Genomic DNA, 22,068 nt, shown 5'->3' on the forward strand with positions numbered 1-22,068 from the left:
AGCGAGAGCCGAAACTACCGCACTTCGGGGGGCTTGCCGTCGCGTAGCACGATGAATCCCGCCTGGAAGTTCTGCTGCACCCCGCCGGGGACCGGGAACTCGTCGCTGATCGGATAGCCGAGCCTGCCGTTCTCGAAGCCGTTCTGACCCCAGGCGTCCATGATGGGGCCGTTGCGGACCGCCCAGGCGCCCGACAGCGGGCTCCAGTAGATACTGCCGCCCTCGAACCTGCTGTAGCGGCCCAGATCCTTGACCGGCTGCTCGTCGCCCGCCGGGAACCCCAGCCAGCTGTTCTCGTACCCCATCTCCGCGTACTTGCCGAGGACCAGCCCCTGGACCCGGTGCGCGCCGGTTCGGTCGCTGAAGTACATCGGACCGCCCTGGAAGGCCTGCACGACACCGTCCTTGTTCGGCGTCTTGGCCTCCGGCCCACTCGGATAGCCGGCGGGACCCCGCTCGAAGCCCTCGCGGCCCCATGCGTCGAGGATCGCGCCCCGCACCACCTGGGCGCCGGTCTCCGGCGTCCAGTAGACCGAGCCGCCCTGGAAGTTCTGGAAGCGGCCGTGCCCGTCCGGGAGCGGTTGTTCGGCGGCGGCCGGCAGGCCCAGCGGACCGGCCGGGCCGAGAGTGGCCTGATACGTCCCGGCGATCATCCCGGCCACGGCATGGGCGCCGGTGGCCTGCGACCAGAACACCCGGCCGCCCTTGAAATCCTGTGCGCTGCCGTTGGTCACCGGATACTCCGGCGTGACACAGTCGCCGAGCCACGTATCGATCTGCGCCGCCGCGGCGATGGCGCCGCCGGCCGAGCACGGTGGTTTGTCGGCCTCCACCCCCAGCGCGGCCGCGGCCTGCGGCCACGACTGCCGCATCTCGAAATCCCAGTACGGCCACGAATGGGTGCCCGAGGGGCGGTAGTTCGCCTGCACCGGGATGGTCAGCTTGTTCAACTTCTCGACGAAGTTCTGAGACGTCAATCGGGACAACATCTCCAGGCCCATCCCGGCGTAGTTGGTGCTGATTCCCGGGATGTCGGAGGCCTTGTCGTAAGCGCCGGTACTGCCGCTGCCCGCCGAGACGTAGAGGCTGATGCCCTTGAGTTTGGGCGCGAGCTCGTACGGGTCGTGCTCGGACCACTGGGAGTTGGTCGGCGGGCCCCACATGTCGTTGGCGTCGAAGCCACCGGCGTCCCGCATCGCGAACATGATCGCTTGCGGCATACCGACACTGGTGGTGGTGAGGAAGCCCGAATACGAGGCCGCGTACTTCACCCAGTCGGGATTGCGGCCGGCCAGGAACATCGCCGCTGTGCCGCCCATCGAAAGCCCCTCCACGCCACGCACCGCGGTGGCACGCCACTGGTTCTCCAGCAGCGGGGGAAGTTCCTTGGTCAGGAAGGTTTCCCACTGGTAGTTCTTGCCGTTGTCCTGTTGCATCCAGTCGGAGTAGAAACTCGACTGACCGCCGATCGGCAGGACCACGGTGACGTTCTTGTCGGCGTAGAAGTCGACGGCGCCGGCATCCTTGGTCCATCCGCTCTCATCGTCCTGCGCGCGCAATCCGTCGAGCATGAGCAACGAGGGAAAGCGCGCATCCGGCCGGGAATTCCAGTCCCGGGCCAGCAGCAGTTGCACCTGCACCGGTGTCGCCATCGAGGGAGAGTTCACCCACAGCGACACTCGGCGGTCGGTCAGCCAGACCACCTTCTGGATGGTCGCGCCGGCGGGCGCGGGGACGGCGGCTGGTTGGGCGAGGGCCGGAAGTGGCGCCAGCGCGACTCCCGAGAGCATCGGCACGACCGCTGCCGCGGCCAGCATCGCCAGTCGTCGCCGGCCCCGCCGGCCGCGACCGAGTGTCCCCCGTCTGTCGGATGCCACACCTGCCACAGGAGTGTTTGTACCGCGCCCGAGCCGCTCGAGCCGGTAGGACGCGCTGACAGCAAACCTGAGAAATGGCAGCCCACAACGGGACTTGGGCCGTCCCGCAACGATTCGGCGCCGCGCAGATCAGATCTGCGCGGCGCCGAATCAGCTGTCGTTTACGGCCTGTGATCAGGCGTTGAGCGCGGCCAGAATGCCGGCCCGGGCGTTACCCAGCTCGTCCTGCCAGTAGCGCCAGGAGTGGGTACCGGTGGGCGGGAAGTCGTAGGTCGCGGGGATACCCAGGGAGTCCAGCCGAGACTTGAACGAGTGCGTGCTGACCATCGCGATCAGCTCGATTCCCATGGCGTTACCGGTATTGAACAGGCCCACCGGGGAATTCGGGTGATCGTAGGGCCCCGGCAGAGCGCTGGCGGCCGAGATGAACATCGGCAGACCCCGCAGCTGCGGCGCGAACACCATCGGGTCCGAACGCAGCCACTGCGGGCTCCACGGCGCGGCCATCGAGTCGACGTTGAAGCGGCCGGCGTCGAGCATCATCACGCGAATCGCCTCGCGCATACCGGGGGCGTTCCAGTTCAGCGGGCCCGAGAACGAGGCCGCGTACTTGAACTGATCCCGGTGGAATCCCGCCAGGCGCAGTGCCGCCGGACCACTCATCGACAGACCGGCGACCGCGTAGTTGGTCCGCGAAACACCGTAGTTGCTGAGGAAATCCGGAAGTTCCTTGGTGAGGAAGGTTTCCCACTTGTAGGTGAACTTCTGGCCGTTGGTGTTGCTCGGGCCCTGCCAGTCGGCGTACCAGCTGGACTGGCCACCCACCGGCATCACCAGGGTGACGTTGTCGTTGCCGAACATCTGCTGCGCGTTGGTCTCGAAGGACCAGGCGTTGCGGTCGTCGCGGGCCCGCAGACCGTCCAGCAGCAGCAGCGCGCCGTTACCACCGTTGCGCGCCCACTGCACCTGAACCTTGATCGGACCCATACTCGACGGAACCATCAGCTCGTCGTATCCGCCCGCGGGCGTCTGATGTACGGGTGCGTGAATCGGCGCGGCGATAGCGGCCGGGGACATTGCGCCCGCCGCGATCGGTAGCGCCAGCGCGGCACCCGCAGCGAGAAGTCGTGTACGCCAACCACGCTGAGCACCTTGCCGCCGCTGCGGGGATGGCACCGACGCGAGCGCCGAATGCGAAACCGGCGCGGCCGACCTGCCGAAACGCATGGATACTGCTCTCTTTCTGCTGTCTCCTGTTGTCGCCGCGCCCCGACCACTTCCGTCAGCGACGGCAGGATCAGTACTCGAATCGAACCCGACCATTCGATATGAGCGACGCCGCGGCTACGAACGTCGCACGTGCGCTCGCTGGACGATATTCGACCGCCCAATCGTTAGCAACACGGACCCCGCCGGGTGGCTGAAATCCGCCCGTGCGCCATTCGTAATCGTGCAGTGACCCTATCGCGTCGACCGCGAAATCTCAGCGTGAAATGACGAATCAACCACTGCGCCGGTGAATTTCGCCTCGGTTCAGCCGATATTGGCCGAAAGGTCCGGGATCATGCGGTAGGCCTCGTCCTGCCAGTTGAACCAGTCGTGCACACCGACATTCGGGAATGAATACACGACGTTCTGGGCGCCGAGCGACATCATCCGCACCTGGAATGCCCGGGTATTGGCCAATGCCAGGGCCTCGAGCGGAGCGCCGCGGACGATGTGATCAGCGGCCGCGGGCAAGGGCAATCCCAGATCCTGCTGTGACGGGATACCACTACCAGCGGCGATCCAGAGCCGCGTGTTGTTCCCGATCAGCTGGGGCGCGAAGACGAACGGATCCATGCGCAGCCATTGCGGGCCCCACGGCGGGGCCATCGAATCGACGTTGTAACCACCGGCATCTATCATCGCCCCGCGAATCGCTTCGCGCATGCCGGGTGCGGAGATGTTCAGGTAACCGGAGAACGATCCCGCGAAACTGAACTGTTCGGGGTGATACGCGGCCAGGGTCAATGCGGCACTGCCGCCCATCGACAATCCGAAGACGCCGTTGCGGTCGGCCCGAAAGCCCAGCCGGTCACGCAGCGCACCGCGCAGCTGCGAGGTCAGGAAGGTCTCCCATTCGTACCGATAGCTCTTGCCCGGCCCGCCCAGGAATGCCTCCGTGGCGCCGGAGCCGGTTCCGGCGGAGCCGAAATCGGTCGGCCCGGCACCGAAGAACGAGCTCGGCGCATTCCAGTCGGCGTAGAAACTGGACTGCCCGCCCACGGGCATCACCACATTGATATTCCAGTCGGTGAGAACCTGAGCGACATTCGTCTCGATCTCCCAGCCGTTCAAGGTCTCCGGTGCACGCAGGCCGTCGAGGGCATAGACGACTCGATTGGTGTTGCCGTCCTTGGCGCGAAAGATTCGGGACTTGATCGGCCCCATCACCGGTGAGGTCACCCAGAAGTCGGATCCGGACGGATCGAAGGCGGCGGACGCGTTCGCGCCGTGACCGAGAACGGAAACTCCGAGCGGCAGCAGAAGCGCCAATGCCATCCCCAGCGCCGAGCGCCTGGCCCAGGAACCGGACTTACCGACGGACCCACTTCCGACCAACGGCTTCCTGCGCGCAAATCGCATCGAACTCGACCTTTCACCTGAGGCGGCTGCCGCATCCGATCCCACGCCATGCGACCGTCACTCATTCCGGACAACTCAGACAAAGCGCATCGGCGCCGGGCACTCGCCGCTGTACTGCAGGTTCTTCGATACGAAACGAGTATCGGCGATCCAGGGTTGCCGCAAGAAGATCCGAACGCGAAATACTCCGAATGGTGATCTGCGGCACAGTTCCGAATGGAATATACCTGATCGCAACGCCAAGACCGGTTTACAGCAAATCCCCAGCGTCGGCGGCGTCCGGATACGGCAGCGCGAATCCACAGAACATCCGGAAACGACGTGGCCCCGCGACGGAAGTCCGCCGCGGGGCCATGTGTCGTGCTGGTATCAGCCGATATTGGCCGACAGATCCGGGATCATCCGATAGACCTCGGCCTCCCAGTTGTGCCAGTTGTGCACACCCACGTTCGGGAAGTCGTAGGTGACATTGCCGGCGCCCAGGGTCATCATCCGGACCTGGAAGGCACGGGTGTTGGCGAGCGCCAACGCCTCCAGCGGCGAGCCCTGGATGATGTCGAGCGGCGCGACGGCGTCCGCCGGGGCGGGCAGACCGCTACCGGCCGCGACCCACAACCGGGTGTTGTTGGCCTTCAACCGCGGCGCGAAGACGAACGGGTCCATGCGCAGCCACTGCGGGCCCCACGGGGGCGCCATCGCGTCGATGTTGTAGCCGCCGGCACTGAGCATGGCCACACGCATGGCCTCGCGCATACCCGGTGCGGAGATGTTCAGGTAGCCCGAGAACGAACCGGCGTAGCTGAACTGATCCGGGTGGTACGCGGCCAGGGTCAGCGCGGCGCTACCGCCCATGGACAAGCCGAACACACCGTTGCGGTGCGAGCTGAAGCCCATCCGGCCGGCGAGCGCGTTGGGCAGATCCTGAGTCAGGAAGGATTCCCACTTGTAGGTGTTGGCCTTGCCCAGCGTTTCGTTGTAGTTGGACGAACCGGTCATCGCCGACCCCGTCGACGAGCCCGCGGAACCGGCCGACGCCGTGTCGATGCCGAAGAAGTTGCTCGGCGCGTTCCAGTCGGCGTAGAAGCTCGACGGTCCGCCGACCGGCATGACCACATTGATGTTGGCACCGGTCAGCGCCGGGATGATGTTGGTGTCGTTCTCCCAGCCGTTGAGATCACCACGGGCGCGCATACCGTCGAGGGCGTACACCACCCGACTGGTGTTGCCGTCCGCGGCACGGAAGATGCGGGATTTGATCGGCCCCATGGACGAGTCGACCCAGAAGTCGATACCGGAGGGGTTGAACGCGGCAGCCGCATGTCCGGCCTCTGCCACCGACACCCCGAACGGCAGCAACGTCGCCAAGGCCACGCCCACCGCGGACCGCCGGAGCCATCCGGCCCGCCGAGGCGTCGACGGCTGATGCGACCGTCCCCGACGTCTCTGCTGCACCCATCGCACAGTCACGCCTCGCATATCCCTGTCCGGCCTTTCCGTAGTGCGGCCGTCCGACCGCTTTTCTTCTCTGCGAATGATCACCCGTGCGCATCCGAGGATGCGCCCCCGACGGACGTCCGTCACCGAGCGTATCGCGAAATCGATACGTCGGCGTTATCAAACCGAGACTAATACACGACCGATTCGTGGCCGGGGTGGGTCTAGTTGGGCATCGGGGGCGGTGTCGTCGGATCCACCAGGTGACAACGCTGGATCTCGTACTTGGGCACCCGGTCGATACGATACTTCGCGAAGTGCAGCGACTGGATGAGGTTGTGTTTGAACCGATCCCGGGTCAGCGGAGCCCGGTAGGAAGCCAGCAGATCCTGAGTGGCCGGGCAGCTCAGCGCGGTGCGCGCCTGGGTCACCCACTTCTCGTCGAGGAACCACGGCATCCACGGATGCTGATCGACCATCCCGGTATCCACGATCACCCAGTCCGGGTACAGGTTCTTGTCGTGTCCGATGCGGCCGTCGGCCAGCCGGTCGGTATGCGCGGCCAGCGGATAGGCCAGACCCTCCTGATCGATGACCCGGACACTCAGCGGAACGTTCATGCTGGTCATTCCCAGATTGAGGAAGTAGACCGTATGCCCGTGCCCGCCCGGCGGAATCGGCAGCGGCGGCGGCGCGACGTACCACATCATGTACGACGGCGAGTTGATCAACAGACCGCCGTTGGGGTTGGCCGCGATGTCGCGCACCATCGCGCGCATCCGCGGGTAGTCCAGGTAGTCCTCGGCGAGGATGGGATGGTCGTGACCGCTGTTGAGGACGTAGTAGATGCGCTCGTCGACGATGCCGGACGCGCTGATCTGACCGCCCGAGGTATCGGCGGTGGTGTTGGCGGCGAACAGCGCCCAGCCGATCGTGCCCAGCCAGGCGATCACCGGCAGGGCGAAAGACCATCGCAGCCAGCCGGACCGGGAGTCCGCACCGCTGGAGACCGGCAGTCGCACCGGCAGCACCGATACCGGCAACAGCAGGCAGAACAGCTGTGGCAGCAGCATCCGGCCGTGCATGAAGTCGCCGCCGACCCGCATGTTGAAGACCACCAGCAACAGCCCGCCACCGACCATCAGGGTCACGACCGCGGCCGGAGACCGCAGCCACCGCTGCGTACGGACCAGCCGGCCACCGTCGGCGGCCGTGACCGTCCGCGCGTGCCGGGCGCGCAGCAGCAACGCGGCGACCACGACGAGGATCAGCAGGGGCACCCAGAGGTAGTACGGCCCGATCAGATCCCACAGATACTTCAGGCCCTGTTCCCATTTCGCACCGCCGGCCTCCTTGGCGACCGCGGTATTCGGATAGGGCAGGCCGTAGTAGCCCATGCGCCAGATCTGGTACCCGACCGGCACCAGACCACTGACCGCGACCAGCAGCGCCCGGGTGAACAAGGGGCGCAACCGGGTCCGCGGCATCCGGGAGAAGAACAGCGCGACCAGCGCCAGACCGCCGATAACGGTCATCTCCGGGCGGACCACCCAGCACAGGCCGGCCCAGAAGCCCGCCACGAGAAGGTGTGCCAGCCGCGGATTCTCGTCCTGGCTCCAGCGCAGCAGCAGCCACCACAGCACCCCGAGCCAGAAGATGACCAGGCAGTTCTCCAACCCGGAGGTGGCGTAGTCGCGGGCCGGCGGCACCGCGACGTAGACCAGCGCGCCGGCGGGCAGCAGCAGGGTCGGGGCGGCGCCGGTGAACGGCCGCCACAACCGCGCCGAACCCACCATCGCGAAGACGATGGCCAGCAGTGAAAGGGTCAGCGCGACGGCCAGACTGACGTACTCGAGCCGGGCGTCGGAGATCCAGCCGAAGAACCAGATCACATAGGTCCAGGCGGCACTGGTGTTGGTTTCCACCCGCTCGCCCGCGTTGAAGACCGGCCCGTTGCCGGCCATCAGATTGCGCACGGTGCGCAGGACGATCAGGCCGTCGTCGGCGATCCAGCGCCGCTGCCAGGCGCCGATACCGAACAACGCGAGGGTGACGATCACCCCACCGACGAACACCGTGCGGGATAACACCGAGAAGCGCCGCGCGGCATCGCCGTCGCGCGATAGTGCGCGAGCGGACGAGTCCGCGTGTTCCCCTTCTCCGTGTTCGTCTCCCGCTACCAGCATCTCGTCAGGTGAGATAGACAGCGACACCTACCGCTCCGATCCAGGCGATGGCCAGGAGCTGCAAAATGCGATCCCCCAGCGCGATCTCTTCGGGTTCCCCGGCCTCGCCGCCATCGACGTCGACCGCGTAGCGCAGGACTGCGATGGTAAACGGGATCATCGAGATCGCGAACCACTGGGTGTGCTTGTGATCGGTTTCGAAGGCCCACAGGCCGTAGAAGACCACCACCGCGGTGGCCGACAACGTCCAGATGAAACGCAGGTAGGTGGGTGTGTAGTACTGCAGCGACTTGCGGATCTTCGCGCCGGTGTCGAGCGCGATCTTCAACTCCGCGTAGCGCTTACCCGCCGCCATGAACAGCGAGCCGAACGCCATGATCAGCAGGAACCACTGCGAGAGCTTGATGTCGGCGGCCGCGCCACCGGCGACGGCGCGCAGCAGGAAGCCCGAGGACACGATGCAGATGTCGAGCACCGCTTGATGTTTCAGCCCGAAGCAGTAGGCCAGCTGGATGCCGATGTAGACCGCCATCACCACGGCCAGATGCCACGACGCCAGGAACGAGACGGAGATCGAGGCGACCAGCAGCACCGCCGACAGCGAGTACGCCAGATTCACCGGCACCACACCGGCCGCGATGGGCCGGAACCGCTTGGTGGGGTGGGCCCGGTCGGCCTCGACATCGAGCGCGTCGTTGACCAGGTAGATCCCCGAGGCCGCCATGCAGAAGACGATGAACGCGATCGCGATATGAACCAGGACGGTCATATCCGCGAGTACGTACTCGCCGGAGACGACGTCCTTGCCCGCGGCCAGGGGGGCCGCCAGCACGAGGACGTTCTTCACCCACTGCCGCGGCCGGACCGCTTTGACGATTCCGCCGGCCAGCGTCTTCGGCGGACCCTTCAGAACGGCGTCGTCGAGGTCGGTGCCGGTCGGCTCTTCACTCATATCAGCGAGGGTTCTTTCCTGTGCGGTCACTGGTGAATCTCTTTTCGGCGGCTAGCACGGCTGCGGCGGATGCCGCACCCAGAGCGGACCCGGCGAGTACGTCGGAGGGATAGTGCACTCCCAGAACGACCCGGGAGAGCAGCATCGGCGGCACGAGCACCGCAGGCAAGGGTAGCCCGGTCAGCTTTCCGAGCAACACGGCCGCTGCCGTGGTGGAGGTCGCGTGCGAGGACGGGAAGCTGAGTTTGCTCGGCGTCGACACGTTGACCTGCACCGATGGATCATTCGGGCGCGGCCGCCGGACGATGCGCTTGATCACGACCGAGGCCGCGTGGGCACCGAAGGCACCGACCGCGACCCCTGCCCACTGCCGCCGGCGGGGTTTGTCGATCAGCGCACCGGCGGCGCCGATGGCCATCCAGCCGAGCGCGTGCTCACCGAAATGCGACATACCGCGCGCGGCCTTGATCACCTCCGGCGTGCCGATCGTCGACTGCACCGCGTTGAGGATCTTGACCTCCGCGGGTGCGGACGAGGCGCCGCCGGATACGACCCGCAGATGCGGGGCGTCGTCGGCCTGGCCGGAGCCTGCAGGGGCGCTCATTTGTCCTCACTCGCGTTGATTCCGAAGGCGTTCTCCCAGGCCGCGGTACTGGTCAACCGGGAATGTGCGGCACGGTACCGCTCCCGGAGTTCCGGGAACCGGGCGGCCAACTCCCGACGCAGGCGCATCGCCTCGGCGAACAGCTCCCGGGCTTGGCGCGGATCACGCTTGCGGTACACCACACCACGCCCGTCGGCTGTCGTCACGGTAACTCCGTCGACCTGCGAGAGCAGGAACCAACGCGCGTCAAGGGTGGGAACGTTCAACTGCGGCCGATCGTGGTGCTCGGACTTGGCTCCGCGCAGATTGTGCAGCACGCCCTTGCCGAGCCGGACGATCTTGGCCAGCGGGTTCGACGGCTCACCGACCGCACCCACATCGGCGCCGCTGGGCAGCGGCAGTTCGGTGGAGGATCCGACGATCACCGCATCGGGATATTCCTTGCGCATCGCCGCGACCTGACCGAGCGCCGTCGGCAGCAGTTCGAACAGTTTGTCCGGACCGGCGAGGAAATCGCGAATGGCCTGATTCTGAATCGCTACCGTCGAATACTCGAGGCACAGTAGATGTTTCAGCGTCGCCTTGACGGTGTTGACGATCATCGGGCGGCCGTCGTTACCGAGGTGCAGAGCCGCGACCACCAGGCGATTACGCAGGTGGAAGTAGGCCTGCCAGTCGATGGCGTCGTCCTTGTCGCTCCACGCCATATGCCAGACCGCGGCACCCGGCAGGGTGACGGTCGGATATCCCGCGGCGCGAGCGCGCAGTCCGTATTCGACGTCGTCCCATTTCAGGAACAGCGGCAGCGGCTGGCCGATCTCCTCGGCCACCACACGGGGGATGACACAGGTCCACCAGCCGTTGAAATCGACATCGATACGGCGGTGCAGCAGTTTCGAATTGTCGCGGTCGCGCAGCGGATACTTGGAGAAGTCGTGGTCGTATTCGACGTTCGGCGCCGCGGTCCACATCCAGATGCCGCGATCGACGACCTCGCCCATCGTGTGCAGATGCGACCGTTCCTGCAGATTCAGCATCTGCCCGCCGACCAGTGTGGGGGTGCGGGAGAAGCGGGCGAAGGCGAGTGCGCGCAGAATGCAGTCCGGCTCGATCTCGATATCGTCGTCCATATAGACGATGTATTCCGCATCGGTGGTTTTCAGCGCCTCGTACATGACGCGGCTGTAACCGCCGGAACCACCGAGATTCGGCTGGTTGTGGATGGTCAGCCGATCACCGAGAACCGCTGCCGCTTCGGCGAATCCGGGCTCGTCGACGGCCTTGCGGTTGCCCTGATCGGGAATGATCACGGCCTCGAGCTTCTCCAGCACCAGCGGGTCGGAGCCGAGGGCCGCGAGGGTGTTCACACAGTCGGTGGGCCGGTTGAAGGTGGGCATACCGACCGCGATGCTGCCCTCACCGGGCGCCTCGATCGGCGCGTACCAACCGCCGCTGCGCAGTTCGACCGCGGTATCGGTGGTGATGTCGAACCAGATCCAGCCGCCGTCCTCGAACGGCGCGAGCTCCACCTCGAACTCGACGGTGGTGACGTCGGCGGGTGCGGTGGTGGCGAATTCGTTGCCCCGCACGTGAATTCGAGAACCGTCGGCCTTCGACCGATAGACGTCGACGCGGCCGTGCCCGGACAGCTCGAGGCGCAGGACCACCGAGGTCAGAATTGTCCAGCGCCGCCAGTAGCTGGCCGGCACCGCGTTGAAGTAGGTGCAGAACGACACCTCGGATTCGGCGCCGATCGACAGCGAGGTTCGCGTCGGCGGATGTGCGCGCCGCGCGTTGGTCTCCGACTCCTCCAGATACAGCGTGCGCACATCCAACGGCTCACCCGGACGGGGCAGGATGATGCGCTGCAGTAGGGATTTCGCGCGAGTCTCGGTGGTCATGTCCTCGACGGTCAGTTGAGCGGTCATTTCACTTCCTGCATCCGCAGTACGGGCTGGGGGCGCATGAGATCACTGGGAATCGGCGTCGGCGAGCGGAGCTCCGGATTCCAGATGCGGTCGCAGCACATTGTCGAAAGTGCTCAGCGCGCTGCCGATCGCCATATGCATATCGAGGTACTGGTAGGTACCCAGGCGACCGCCGAAAACGACCTTGGCCGAGGCGGTTTCGTTCTTCGCCCGCTCCCGGTACGCCAGCAGCTTGACCCGGTCCTCGGGCGTGTTGATCGGATAGTACGGCTCGTCACCGGTCTGCGCGGAGCGCGAGAACTCCCGCATGATGACGGTCTTGTCCTCCGGGTAGGCGTCCCGCTCCGGATGGAAGTGACGCGGCTCGATGATGCGGGTGTAGGGCACATCGGCGTCGTTGTAGTTCATCACCGACGTACCTTGGAAGTCACCGGTTTCCAGCACTTCGGTCTCGAAATCGATGGTGCGCCAGCCGAGTTCGCCTTCGCTGTAGTCGAAGTAGCGATCCAGCGGGCCGGTGTAGACGACGGGTGCGTCCGGGTTCTGGGCACGGATCTCGTCACGCACCTCGAACCAGTCGGTGTTCAGCCGCACCTCGATCAGATCCGATTCCGCCATCTTCTCCAGCCACGCGGTGTAGCCGTTGCGCGGCAGCCCCTCGTAGGTGTCGTTGAAATAGCGGTTGTCGAAGTTGTAGCGCACCGGCAGCCGGGTGATATTGCCGGCGGGCAGCTCCTTGGGATCGGTCTGCCACTGCTTGGCGGTGTAGTCGCGCATGAAGGCTTCGTAGAGCGGGCGGCCGATCAGGGAGATCGCCTTCTCCTCGAAATTGGCCGCGTCCTTGGATTCGATCTCCGCGGACTGCTCGGCGATCAGTGCCCGGGCTTCCTCGGGAGTGAAATAGCGGCCGAAGAACTGCGAGATCAGGCCCAGGCCCATCGGGAACTGGTAGGCCTGACCCTTGTGCAGCGCGAAGACCCGGTGCTGGTAGCCGGTGAATTCGGTGAATTGATTGACGTAATCCCACACTCGCTTGTTCGAGGTGTGGAACAGATGGGCGCCATACTTGTGGATTTCGATTCCGGTTTCCGGATCCGCCTCCGAATATGCGTTACCCCCCAGGTGGTAGCGGCGCTCGATCACGAGCACCCGCTTACCCAGCAAGTTGGCGGTGCGTTCGGCCACGGTCAGCCCGAAGAATCCGGAGCCGACGACGATCAGATCGAAGGGAGCTGCGACGGTCACGGGAGCCCAGCGTAGCCGTAGCGTCGCTCCGCGTCTTCAGGCCGTAGGCGAAGCGCGACGGCCACCACGATTTCCCTCCCCGGTAACCCCGTTATTCACCCATGCGACATCGCACGACTATTACATGAGCGCCGAACTGAACGGACGTCCAGTCCATATCGGACGGTCGTCGACTCGACGGAAATCACAGCCATGCGATTGTCCCGCGCGCTCTCCCCGGCTCTGGCCGCGCTCGCCCTGTCCGGCGCTCTCGGCGCGGGGCTGCTCTCCCCCGCGGGCGTCCACGCCGATCCGCCGGAGGTGAGCGTGCAGAACGCGCTCGACCTGACCACGCTCGCACTGGATGTGACCAGCCTGCTGCTCGCGGCGGCCAACGGCATCGGCAGTCCGGCCGGAATATCGTCGGCCGTACTCACACCGCTCGGTATCGCGCAAACCCTCGCATTCGCGCCCGCCACCTTCGGCGCGCCGATGCTGCGTGGCGTGCTGCGGTCGATGTGCACGGCCTGAAATACCGAGCGGCCCGACCGCGGCTCAGTAGTACGGGTAGGCCGACCGGTGGTTCGCGGCGGTCCGCGTGTTGATCCAGCGACCGGTCGAACTCATCGACGCGCAGACCAGGATGGGGAGTTCGATGGCGAAGAGAATTCCGAGCATGACCGCGAACGGCGCCACGTCGTCCTCCCCGATCCCGCCGACGATCGTCGCGATGACAGCGATCGCCGGAACCACCAGCAGGACCAGAGCGGTCAGGAGGATCACGATGACGCGCCCGGCCATTCGCCGGCACAACAGCAGAATCGCACCGGCGAGAAACAGCGCCGACAACGATCCGAACAGGACCAGCGCGATCATGTCCGCGGCGGTATCGGATCCGCCCTGCCGGTCGTGGCGTGTCGACACCGCCCCACCGATCGAGAACACGGTCAACCCGATACCTTGCAACAGAGCGAGCACCCCGGCCGTGATCGCGGTGCCGCCACCGGGTTTCGGCGCCACCGGAACGTATCCGGGCTGTGAGTACGGATAAGCCATCGCCGGCCTCAGTACGGGTAGGGCGGCTGGCCGTAGTAGGCGGCCGGCGGATAGGACGGCATACCCACGCCGCACCAGCGCTTCGCCGAGCTGGACAGGGTCAGGCTCAACATCAGCACCGCGATCAGCAGGCCGATGAACCCACCGATCGAGGCCGCGGGCACGCCGTTGGCGAAGGACACCACGATGCCGGCGGCGCCGCCCAGCAATCCGATCGACGAGAGCACGACCAGCAGCACCCGGCCCGCGTTCTTGTGGTTCATCAGCATGATGCCGCCGATCGCCCACAGCAGTGCGACGAGGCCGTCGACCCCGGCCCAGACGTAGAAGATGTTGCCCGCGCCGCTGGAACCGCTCGAACTGTAGGAGCTGCTGTACGAACTGTAGGAGTGGTGCACCTCGTTCAAACTGGCTGCCGCGCTGAGCAATCCGATGATGCCCAGCGCCGCCAGCAGGGCCAGCAACAGTGCGAGGATGCCGGCAGTGATGGCCGCACCGCCGCTCGGTCGCGGCTCCTGGTAGGCGTAGGGCGCGTACCCCGGCTGCGGATAGCCGGCCGGTGGATACCCCGGCGGCGGATAGCCCGCCGGTGGGTAGCCGTACCCCTGGTAGTCGGGCTGACCATATGGGTAGCTCATCGGCGTTGTCCCCCCTCGCGGCTCGGGATTCGGATCGAAGCGGTCCGGCGGCAGCCGACCTCCCCCTGCTGTCGGGCAGGGACTCTACCGCCTGCGGGCGACACCGGTACGGGGTGAACCACCCGGTGCGGGAACCGATCCGCGGAACCGCTCCCCCCCTCCGCGCCATCGTGATCACCCGAGTCCCGAGAGGTGGACCACGCGCTTCAGTACCCGACCGTGAAGCGCTGACGGCGGTGGCGCGGTCGTTCCGCCTCGTCGAGCAGCGCGACGGCGAGATCCTCCATCGAGATCCGGGAATCGCCCGCGTCGTCGGTGATCAGTTCGTCGGCGCCGACTCGATAGACCCCCCGGCGCACACCGGGTTCGAGGAGTGCGGGCGGGCTCAGATACGACCAGTCGACATCCGTTGCCGTGGCGGCGAATATCTCGCGCTGCTCCCGGCAGGCCAGGGCGATCGGCCGCCAGTCCGGCGGAAAATCGGGCGACTCCATGACGCGCGAGCCTCCGGATCCGGGCACGATCAGATCACCGGCCCCGCCCACCACCAGCAGGCGGACACCCGATCCGTGGAGTCCGTCCAACAGCGCCTGCGCCACGGCGGCCAATTCGTATTCGCGGCCCGGACGCGGCCTGGTGGCGCTGACGACCAGATCGCTGCCGATACTCGCGGCCGCGACCTGTTCCGGATCGGCCGCGTCGGCGGCGCGCACCCGCACCCCCGCCGGAACGGTCCGCAGCCCCTCGACACCGCGACCGACGGCGGTGACCTCGTGACCGCGCGCCGCGGCCTCGCTCACGATCCGTGTTCCGGCGGTCCCGGCCGCCCCGAATACAGTGATACGCACGACTGTTCATCTCCTGTGCTGTGCCGGAACGCAAGCGTCCCGGGAGTCGGTTTCTTCGGATTCTTCGGATTCTTCGGATTCCGGCGAGACCGGCACCGGCGGCGCCGATTCCGCGGGTTGTGGTGCGCGGCTGCCGATCTGGCCCAGCAGGGTGCCGCCGAGGGCGATCACGATCCCGAGCAGTTGGAGGGCGGTCAGCGCCTGTCCGAGTGCCGCCCAGCCGATCACCGCCGCCGAGACCGGGCTGAGCAGCCCCAGGAAGGCGACCGAAGTGGCCGGTATCCGCGCCAGCCCGCGGAACCAGATCACGTAGGCCGCCGCCGTGCCGATCACACCGAGGTACAGGTATCCGCCTATCGCCGCGCCGTTCACCGCGGGTGGCGCCCCCTCGGTGAGCCACGCCAGCGGCAGCAGCACCAGCCCACCCGCGGTGAGCTGCCAGCTGGTGAACGCCAGCGGCCCGACTCCTTCGGGCCGGCCCCAGTGTCCGGTCAGCACCGTCCCCGCGGCCATCGATGCCGCGCCGCCCAGTCCGGCGAGCACACCGATCGGATCAAGGGCGGCGTCCGCGCGCAGCACCACCAGCGCCACCCCGGCGATTCCGATGATTCCGGCGAGCACCTTGCGGCCGCTCGGGGGTGTTCGCAGCAGGATTCCGGCGAATCCGAGAGCGAAAACCGGTGCGGCCGAACCCAGGACGGCCGCGACGCCACCGGGTAGCCGGTAGGCGGCCAGGAACAGCAGCGGGAAGAAGGCGCCGATATTCAGCACGCCGAGTAGCGCCGCCCGGCCGATCCAGCGCCCGCGCGGCAGTGTCCGGGTCACCGCGAGCAGCACCAGACCGGCCGGGAGTGCTCGCATCAGCGCGGTGAACATCGGGCGTTCCGGTGGCAGGAACTCCGTGGTGACCGCGTAGGTACTACCCCACACCAGCGGGGCGAGCCCAGTGATCGCGAGGACGGCGGCACTCGATCCGCGTGCGGCGCCGGTGCGTGTCATGACGATATCTCCTCATTGATAATCTCAACGTTGAGATAATGAAGCCTCACGAGATACCTTCATGTCAAGTATCTGAACATTAAGATTCTCACCGTCGAGAGGAGAACCATGAGCGACGCCGTCGACCAGATCGTCGCCGACTGGGGACGGGTGCGGCCCGAGCTCGATGTCTGGCCCACCCATGTCATCGGCCGGATCAAGCGGATGGGCCGCCGCCTCGAGCACGAGATGAAGGAGTTCTTCGCCCGGCACGGCCTCGAGTACTGGGAATTCGATGTGTTGTCCACGCTGCGCCGCTCGGGCGGACCGGACGGACTCACCGCGGGCGACCTCATCAAGGCCACGATGGTGACCTCGGGCGCCATCACCAACCGCATCGACCGCATGGCGGCCAAGGATCTGGTCCGCCGTGTTCCGGATGCCAAGGACCGCCGCACGATTCGGGTCCAGCTGACCGACCACGGCCGCGCGGTGATCGACGAGCTCATGCCCCAGCACGTCGACAACGAGACCCGGCTGCTGGCGGGAATGAGCCGGGCCGACCTCGATCAGCTCGGCGCGCTACTGCGCCGCCTGTCCGAATCTCTCGACGACACCACCCTGGGCTGAGGCACCGCTGCCGGCTATTCGGGTACCTGCGGTGCGGCCCCGGCGTCCGGCGCGGTGTGGTCGGGCGGCACGGCGATATTCGCCGCGGCCGGATCCGACGAGGCCGGAGACGACGCGGACCGACCGTCGACCTGGGCGGCCGAGCCGGGCCGACCCGGTGCGGTGCGCACCGAGGGCGGTGGCGTCGGGGTCGCCGCCGTGCCGGGGCTGTGCGTTCCGCCCGGCGCGGCCTGTGCCGCCGCGTCCACCCCCGCGCTCTGCGCCGCGTCCGGGGCCAGCTGCAGCAGCCGCGCGAAGTCCACGATCTGAGCACCGAGGGTGGGCGTCGCGATGATCACGCCGCCCCGGTACAGCCGGAAGGTTCCACCTCGACCGGGCAGCAGTGACTCCGGACCGATCGCGGCCCCCAGAGGCCCTGCCGCCCCGCCACTTTCGGCGTACTTCGCATCGATGGCCGTATTGCCGCGAACGGCCTGTTCGGGACCGGCCGGACCGGGCACTTCCGGTGCCGCGGGCATCGGACCCGGACCACCGGGCGCCGATTCGAGTTCGGCGGGTGTCGGCCCCAGCTCGAGGTCGCCGATATCGATGGGGCGGCCACCGCCCGGCGCGGCGGAATATTCGGTCCGCAGCAGACGGCCGTCGCGCAGCAGGACCTGGCCCGCGGTCGAATGGACGGCGTCGGCCGCGCGGGGATCCTCCTTGTCGGTGCCCGGATACATCTGGCAGTCGGTGGTGTCGCAGGTCTGCGCGTACGGGTAGCGATGTTCGGCCAGGGCGTACGAGCGGGCGGCGATCGCCTGCGCCCGAAGCGCTTCGGCACCGCCCTTATCGGCCCAGTTGGCCTGCATCTCGGCCGGGACGACGCCGAGCAGGTAGTCCTCGACGTCGAGTTGGTTCACCGTGACGGGTGCGCCGTTGTCCTGCGCGACGCCCAGTGCCCCACGGAAGCCCGAGCCGTCGCACACCCTCAGATGTTCGGCGGCGGGCCGGTCCGGGCCGGGGTCGGCCGGATAGGCCCACGGATCGTCGGTCGATCCCTGCCACAGCACATCACCGTCGCAGCCGATCGTGACCACCACATTCGCGCCGCCGTCCGGAGTCGGCGTCAGGTGTGCGGCCTGCCCCGCCACGACACGCCGGCCGGCCACGGTCAGCCCGGAATCGGAGGTCACATCCAGGGTCTCGTTGTCATAGACGGTGAGCCGGACCCGCACCGTGGTCGGCCCGATGTTCCCGAGCTGGGCGCCGGGGTAGTAGTGCGCCAGGATGCCGTCGGCGGTGGCGCCCGAGGCCGCCTGATCGAAGGCGCCGTCCTGACTCATTCCGCGACCGTGCCCGGGTCCCGCAATCGCCTGGTAGGAGGCATTTCTGAGCCCGGATCCGCCGGATACCGACAGGGCGAAGGCGATCACCGTACCGCCGGTCACCGGGAGCACGACCAATCCGATCAGCGCGCCGCGACGAATCCGTCGACGATGCAGCAGCCCGCCTCGGCGCCGCCGGAACCGGTTCCCGAACCCGCCGGATTCCGGCCCGGCCGAGGGTCCGGTGTCGCCGTGATTCTGTTGCCGCGCTGCGGTTTCGGTGCGGGTCATCGGCCACTCCTGTGGGTTTCGGGACGGCCGCACCGATCGGCCCGGCGGTGTGCCGGGCAGTGGTGACTCATCGTGCCTCCCCATGGGGTTCGGCGAGCGGTGGTTGATCGAGCGCACTCCCCGCTCGGCATGTCCTGACCTCGTGGCTATTGAGAAGTTACATTCGAGCTATCCTAGATCTAATCCTCAACCAAAGGTTTAGATATGTGGCATTTGGGACTAGTGTGATCAATGATCCGTCAGGAATCAACCCTCGCCCCGAGCTGACGGTCACTGGTTCTACCTGAATGGGAGATGCTCGTGCCGTACCGCCGCCCGAAACGTTCCGTCGTCCTCCCGATGGTCGCGACCCTCGCGGTTGCCGCCCCGCTCGCGACGCTGACACTTCGCGAGCCCTCCGGCTATCGTCCGGCGGGCAACAGCGATCTCGCGGCGATCCCCGCGCAACTCGCCGAGGTGGCCCTCGCCTCGGCTCCCGACATCGTGCTGCCGCTGCGTGAGCTCACCGGGCTGAACCTGCCCGATCTGCGACTGTCCGATCTGCGCAAACTGCCGCTGCCGAAGTCGATTCCGGTGCCGCCCGGACTACCGGCGCCACCCGGCGTGCAGCTACCCAGCGAGATTCCCCTACCCCAATTCGGTGAGCAGTCCACCACCCCGCCGAGTCCTACGCCGTATGCGGGACCGGTCACCCCGCAGGCTCCGTCGGCTCCGACGACACACTCGGCCCCGGCCGCTCCCGCCGCCACACACTCCGGCCCCGGCTTCATCTCCGCACCACTCGATCCGGCCCCGATTCCGGGCGCCGACCCAGCCGCTCCCGCGCTCTCACCGGGTGCCGTACCCCCGGATATGACCGATCAGGTCGGCGCCCAGGTCAAGGAACTGACCCGCGACACGCCGTTCAGCATGGTCGCGCTCACCGCCGAGGAACTCGCGGACACCACCTCGCTCATTCGCGCACAGCAGTCCGACGGCACCTGGGGTCCGTGGTTTCCGACCGATCAGGTCGACACCTTCCGCAACGATCGCGCGGCCGCGCCCGCCCGCACCGGCACCGAACCGATCTACGTCGGCCCGACCACGGCGGTCCAGGTCCTGACCACCAAGAAGGCCACCGCGCCGTCCGACGATCCGACGCACACGGCCGCGTCCCAGCTCTCGGCCGTACTGATCGATCCCGGCCGCGGCGCCGTCGACGACAACCTCACCTCGGTCGCGGCGGCGCTGCCCGGCGGCGGTCCCAAGGTGATCAGCCGGGCCCAGTGGGGCGCCGACGAATCGCTGCGCTGTGAGGAACCGACCTACGACGACGGACTCGGCGGCATCACCGTGCACCACACGGCCGGCCGCAACGACTACAGCAAGTCCGAATCCGCCGGTATCGTGCGCGCGATCTACGCATACCACGCGAAGACGCTGGGCTGGTGCGATATCGGATACAACGCCCTGGTCGACAAGTACGGGCAGATCTTCGAGGGCCGCTACGGCGGTCTGGATCGCCCGGTCGAGGGCGCGCACGCGGGTGGCTTCAACGAGAACACCGCGGGCGTGGCCATGATGGGCGATTTCGAATCCGACCCGCCCACCGACGCGCAACTGCAGGCCACCGGACAGTACGTCGGCTGGCGGGCCAAGATCGCGGGACTCGATCCCGAGGGCCACACCACGATGTACTCGGAGGGCACCGACTTCACCCCGTACGCCGAGGGCGAGGCCGTGCGGTTGCCGATCGTGTTCGCCCACCGCGACGTCGGCAACACCACCTGTCCCGGCGATGCGGCCTACGCGCGCATGGACGAGATCCGGCAGATCGCCGCGGGCGTGCCGGCCGGCACCGCCCCCGACATCTCGGAAAAGCAGCGCCCGCAGACGGATCTGGCGGCGCTGGCGAATCTGACCGGTCAGCTGCTGGGCATGGTCGACAAGAACATCATCGCGAAATACTGGGTGTCACAGGGCGGGCCGAACGGCCATCTGGGCGACGCGGCCTCCCAACCGACACCCACCAGAGACGGCGGTCAGTACGCGAAGTTCGTCAACGGTTACGTCTACGCCGCCCCCGACGGCTCGGTCGTCGAACTGGCCGGTCGGATCCTGGACCGCTTCGTCCAGCTCGGAGCCGAATCGGGCGCGCTCGGAACGCCGATGCGCAATACCTACCCGGTGCCCGGCGGCCAGCGCGCCGACTTCCAGCTCGGATCGCTGATCCTCAACACCGCCACCGGCGTCGTGACAACTCTGCTGAAACATTCCGGTACCCAGCAGAATCCGGCGGGAGCGCCCATTCCGGCACCGATGCCGGCCCCGGACGCCTCGGCTCCGCAGCCCGGAACACCGCCCGCAGCACCGGCACCCGAGGCAGCTCCGAACCCCGCACCCGAAGCACAGGCGGCACCGGCACCCGAAGCACAGGCGGCACCCCCGGCGCCGGACGTACCCCCGGCGCCGGACGCGCAGGCCGAGCCCGCGGCACCGGACGCGCAGGCCGAGCCAGCGGCACCGGTGACTCCATCGGGACCGGAAACGCCGGCACAAGCACCGGACCAGGCGGCACCGCCGGCCGATCCCGCACCCGTGGGCTGAGAGCGATCGCGATAGCGCCACGTACGGCCCGACCGGTGCCGCGCGTGGCGTTTCGCTTGTTACCTCAGCTGTCCCACCAGCGTTCGAGGATCCGGGCGACCCCGTCCTCGGAGTTGGACGCGGTGATCTCATCGGCGGCGGCCCGGGCCTCCGGGTGTGCGTTCCCCATGGCGACGCCGTGACCGGCCATGCGCAACATGGGCACATCGTTGGGCATATCGCCGAAGGCGACGATCGCGGCCGGTTCCACCCCGAGACGCTGGGCGACCACGCTGAGTCCCGCGGCCTTGGTGATCCCGGGCGCCGACAGTTCGATCAGGCCGTTGTCGGTGGAGTAGGTGAGATCGGCCCGCCCGGCGAGGTGTGGCGCCAGGGCGGCCTGCATCTCGGCGCTCGCGACACCGCGCATGCGAATCAGCATCTTGATCGCCGGTGCCGAGATGACCTCTCGCCGCGAGACCTGGGTGTCGTCGGGGTTCAGCCATGCGTGCTCGTATTCGGGCGAGCTGACGAACTGCGGGGTGGCGGCGTCGTGGGCGCTGCTGCCGACCCGCTCGGCGGCCAGGCCGCAGCCGGGCAGTACTCGTTCGGCCAGCTCCGCGATCCACTCCAGACTCGGCACGTCGAGGGAGCTGCTGTGCAGGATGCGGTCGGCGGCGCTGTCGTAGATCACCGCGCCGTTGCCGCAGACGCACAGCGGCGCGTAGCCCAGCCCCTCGATCACCGGATCGATCCAGCGCGGCGGGCGGCCGGTGGCCAGAACGAACGGCACCCCGTCCGCGATCAGCGCGGCCACGGCGGCGCGTGTGCGTGGCGTCACCCGTTCCCACTCGTCGAGCAGCGTGCCATCGACATCGGTGGCCACCATCTTGGGCTTCGGCAGACGCGTCACCTATTCCAT

At 67.3% G+C, this 22,068-nt stretch carries 18 protein-coding genes; 3 read left to right on the plus strand and 15 right to left on the minus strand.

What is annotated here, in order from left to right; all coding sequences use genetic code 11:
• Positions 1 to 14 precede the first annotated feature (14 nt).
• From LKD76_RS00250 to glf, 9 genes are all read right to left on the minus strand, one after another.
• On the minus strand, positions 15 to 1,817 hold the full coding sequence (locus LKD76_RS00250; protein ID WP_227985025.1) for an alpha/beta hydrolase-fold protein: 1,803 nt from the start codon (positions 1,815 to 1,817) through the stop codon (positions 15 to 17).
• A gap of 234 nt (positions 1,818 to 2,051) precedes the next feature.
• Entirely contained in the window at positions 2,052 to 2,954 is a 903-nt protein-coding gene (locus LKD76_RS00255) for an alpha/beta hydrolase (protein ID WP_227978889.1), read from the minus strand.
• A gap of 456 nt (positions 2,955 to 3,410) precedes the next feature.
• Entirely contained in the window at positions 3,411 to 4,505 is a 1,095-nt protein-coding gene (locus LKD76_RS00260; RefSeq protein WP_372465673.1) for an alpha/beta hydrolase, read from the minus strand.
• A 369-nt stretch (positions 4,506 to 4,874) separates the two neighbouring features.
• Positions 4,875 to 5,981, minus strand: coding sequence for an alpha/beta hydrolase (locus LKD76_RS00265; protein ID WP_255659529.1), 1,107 nt, complete (start codon positions 5,979 to 5,981; stop codon positions 4,875 to 4,877).
• A gap of 182 nt (positions 5,982 to 6,163) precedes the next feature.
• A complete protein-coding gene (locus LKD76_RS00270) occupies positions 6,164 to 8,125 on the minus strand; it encodes an arabinofuranosyltransferase AftB family protein (RefSeq protein ID WP_255660677.1) in 1,962 nt (653 codons plus the stop codon).
• 4 nt (positions 8,126 to 8,129) lie between these two features.
• Positions 8,130 to 9,077: a decaprenyl-phosphate phosphoribosyltransferase gene (locus tag LKD76_RS00275; RefSeq protein ID WP_227978892.1), complete on the minus strand. Its 948-nt coding sequence runs from the start codon at positions 9,075 to 9,077 to the stop codon at positions 8,130 to 8,132.
• 1 nt (position 9,078) lies between these two features.
• Positions 9,079 to 9,681: a phosphatase PAP2 family protein gene (locus LKD76_RS00280; RefSeq protein ID WP_227978893.1), complete on the minus strand. Its 603-nt coding sequence runs from the start codon at positions 9,679 to 9,681 to the stop codon at positions 9,079 to 9,081.
• The gene (locus LKD76_RS00285; RefSeq protein WP_227978894.1) at positions 9,678 to 11,609 is read right to left on the minus strand and encodes a glycosyltransferase; all 1,932 of its coding nucleotides are present in this window, start codon (positions 11,607 to 11,609) and stop codon (positions 9,678 to 9,680) included. Before LKD76_RS00285 ends, LKD76_RS00280 begins: the two co-directional genes overlap by 4 nt.
• Positions 11,610 to 11,651: 42 nt before the next feature.
• Positions 11,652 to 12,854: a UDP-galactopyranose mutase gene (gene glf / locus LKD76_RS00290; protein WP_227978895.1), complete on the minus strand. Its 1,203-nt coding sequence runs from the start codon at positions 12,852 to 12,854 to the stop codon at positions 11,652 to 11,654.
• A gap of 192 nt (positions 12,855 to 13,046) precedes the next feature.
• On the opposite strand from glf, the gene LKD76_RS00295 reads away from it, so the two are divergent.
• On the plus strand, positions 13,047 to 13,364 hold the full coding sequence (locus LKD76_RS00295) for a hypothetical protein (RefSeq protein WP_227978896.1): 318 nt from the start codon (positions 13,047 to 13,049) through the stop codon (positions 13,362 to 13,364).
• 24 nt (positions 13,365 to 13,388) lie between these two features.
• Here LKD76_RS00295 and LKD76_RS00300 read toward each other — a convergent pair whose 3' ends face one another.
• From LKD76_RS00300 to LKD76_RS00315, 4 genes are all read right to left on the minus strand, one after another.
• Positions 13,389 to 13,889, minus strand: a complete 501-nt coding sequence (locus LKD76_RS00300) for a hypothetical protein (protein ID WP_227978897.1) — start codon at positions 13,887 to 13,889, stop codon at positions 13,389 to 13,391.
• Positions 13,890 to 13,897: 8 nt separating this feature from the next.
• Complete coding sequence (locus LKD76_RS00305; RefSeq protein ID WP_227978898.1) at positions 13,898 to 14,527, minus strand: hypothetical protein; 630 nt, start codon at positions 14,525 to 14,527, stop codon at positions 13,898 to 13,900.
• A gap of 206 nt (positions 14,528 to 14,733) precedes the next feature.
• Positions 14,734 to 15,375 carry an NAD(P)-dependent oxidoreductase gene (locus LKD76_RS00310; protein WP_227978899.1) on the minus strand — a complete coding sequence of 214 codons (642 nt, stop codon included), beginning with the start codon at positions 15,373 to 15,375 and terminating at the stop codon, positions 14,734 to 14,736.
• Between the two features lie 6 nt (positions 15,376 to 15,381).
• Positions 15,382 to 16,374 carry an EamA family transporter gene (locus LKD76_RS00315; RefSeq protein ID WP_227978900.1) on the minus strand — a complete coding sequence of 331 codons (993 nt, stop codon included), beginning with the start codon at positions 16,372 to 16,374 and terminating at the stop codon, positions 15,382 to 15,384.
• Between the two features lie 108 nt (positions 16,375 to 16,482).
• On the opposite strand from LKD76_RS00315, the gene LKD76_RS00320 reads away from it, so the two are divergent.
• On the plus strand, positions 16,483 to 16,983 hold the full coding sequence (locus LKD76_RS00320; RefSeq protein ID WP_227978901.1) for a MarR family winged helix-turn-helix transcriptional regulator: 501 nt from the start codon (positions 16,483 to 16,485) through the stop codon (positions 16,981 to 16,983).
• A 14-nt stretch (positions 16,984 to 16,997) separates the two neighbouring features.
• On the opposite strand, the gene LKD76_RS00325 is transcribed toward LKD76_RS00320, so the two are convergent.
• On the minus strand, positions 16,998 to 18,581 hold the full coding sequence (locus LKD76_RS00325) for a SpoIID/LytB domain-containing protein (protein ID WP_227978902.1): 1,584 nt from the start codon (positions 18,579 to 18,581) through the stop codon (positions 16,998 to 17,000).
• A gap of 339 nt (positions 18,582 to 18,920) precedes the next feature.
• Between LKD76_RS00325 and LKD76_RS00330 the strand changes: the two genes are divergently transcribed.
• Entirely contained in the window at positions 18,921 to 21,167 is a 2,247-nt protein-coding gene (locus LKD76_RS00330) for an N-acetylmuramoyl-L-alanine amidase (RefSeq protein WP_227978903.1), read from the plus strand.
• A 64-nt stretch (positions 21,168 to 21,231) separates the two neighbouring features.
• Here LKD76_RS00330 and LKD76_RS00335 read toward each other — a convergent pair whose 3' ends face one another.
• Positions 21,232 to 22,035: an HAD family hydrolase gene (locus LKD76_RS00335; RefSeq protein ID WP_227985027.1), complete on the minus strand. Its 804-nt coding sequence runs from the start codon at positions 22,033 to 22,035 to the stop codon at positions 21,232 to 21,234.
• Between the last annotated feature and the right edge of the window lie 33 nt (positions 22,036 to 22,068).

Source organism: Nocardia spumae, assembly GCF_020733635.1.
Taxonomy (GTDB): Bacteria; Actinomycetota; Actinomycetes; order Mycobacteriales; family Mycobacteriaceae; genus Nocardia; species Nocardia spumae.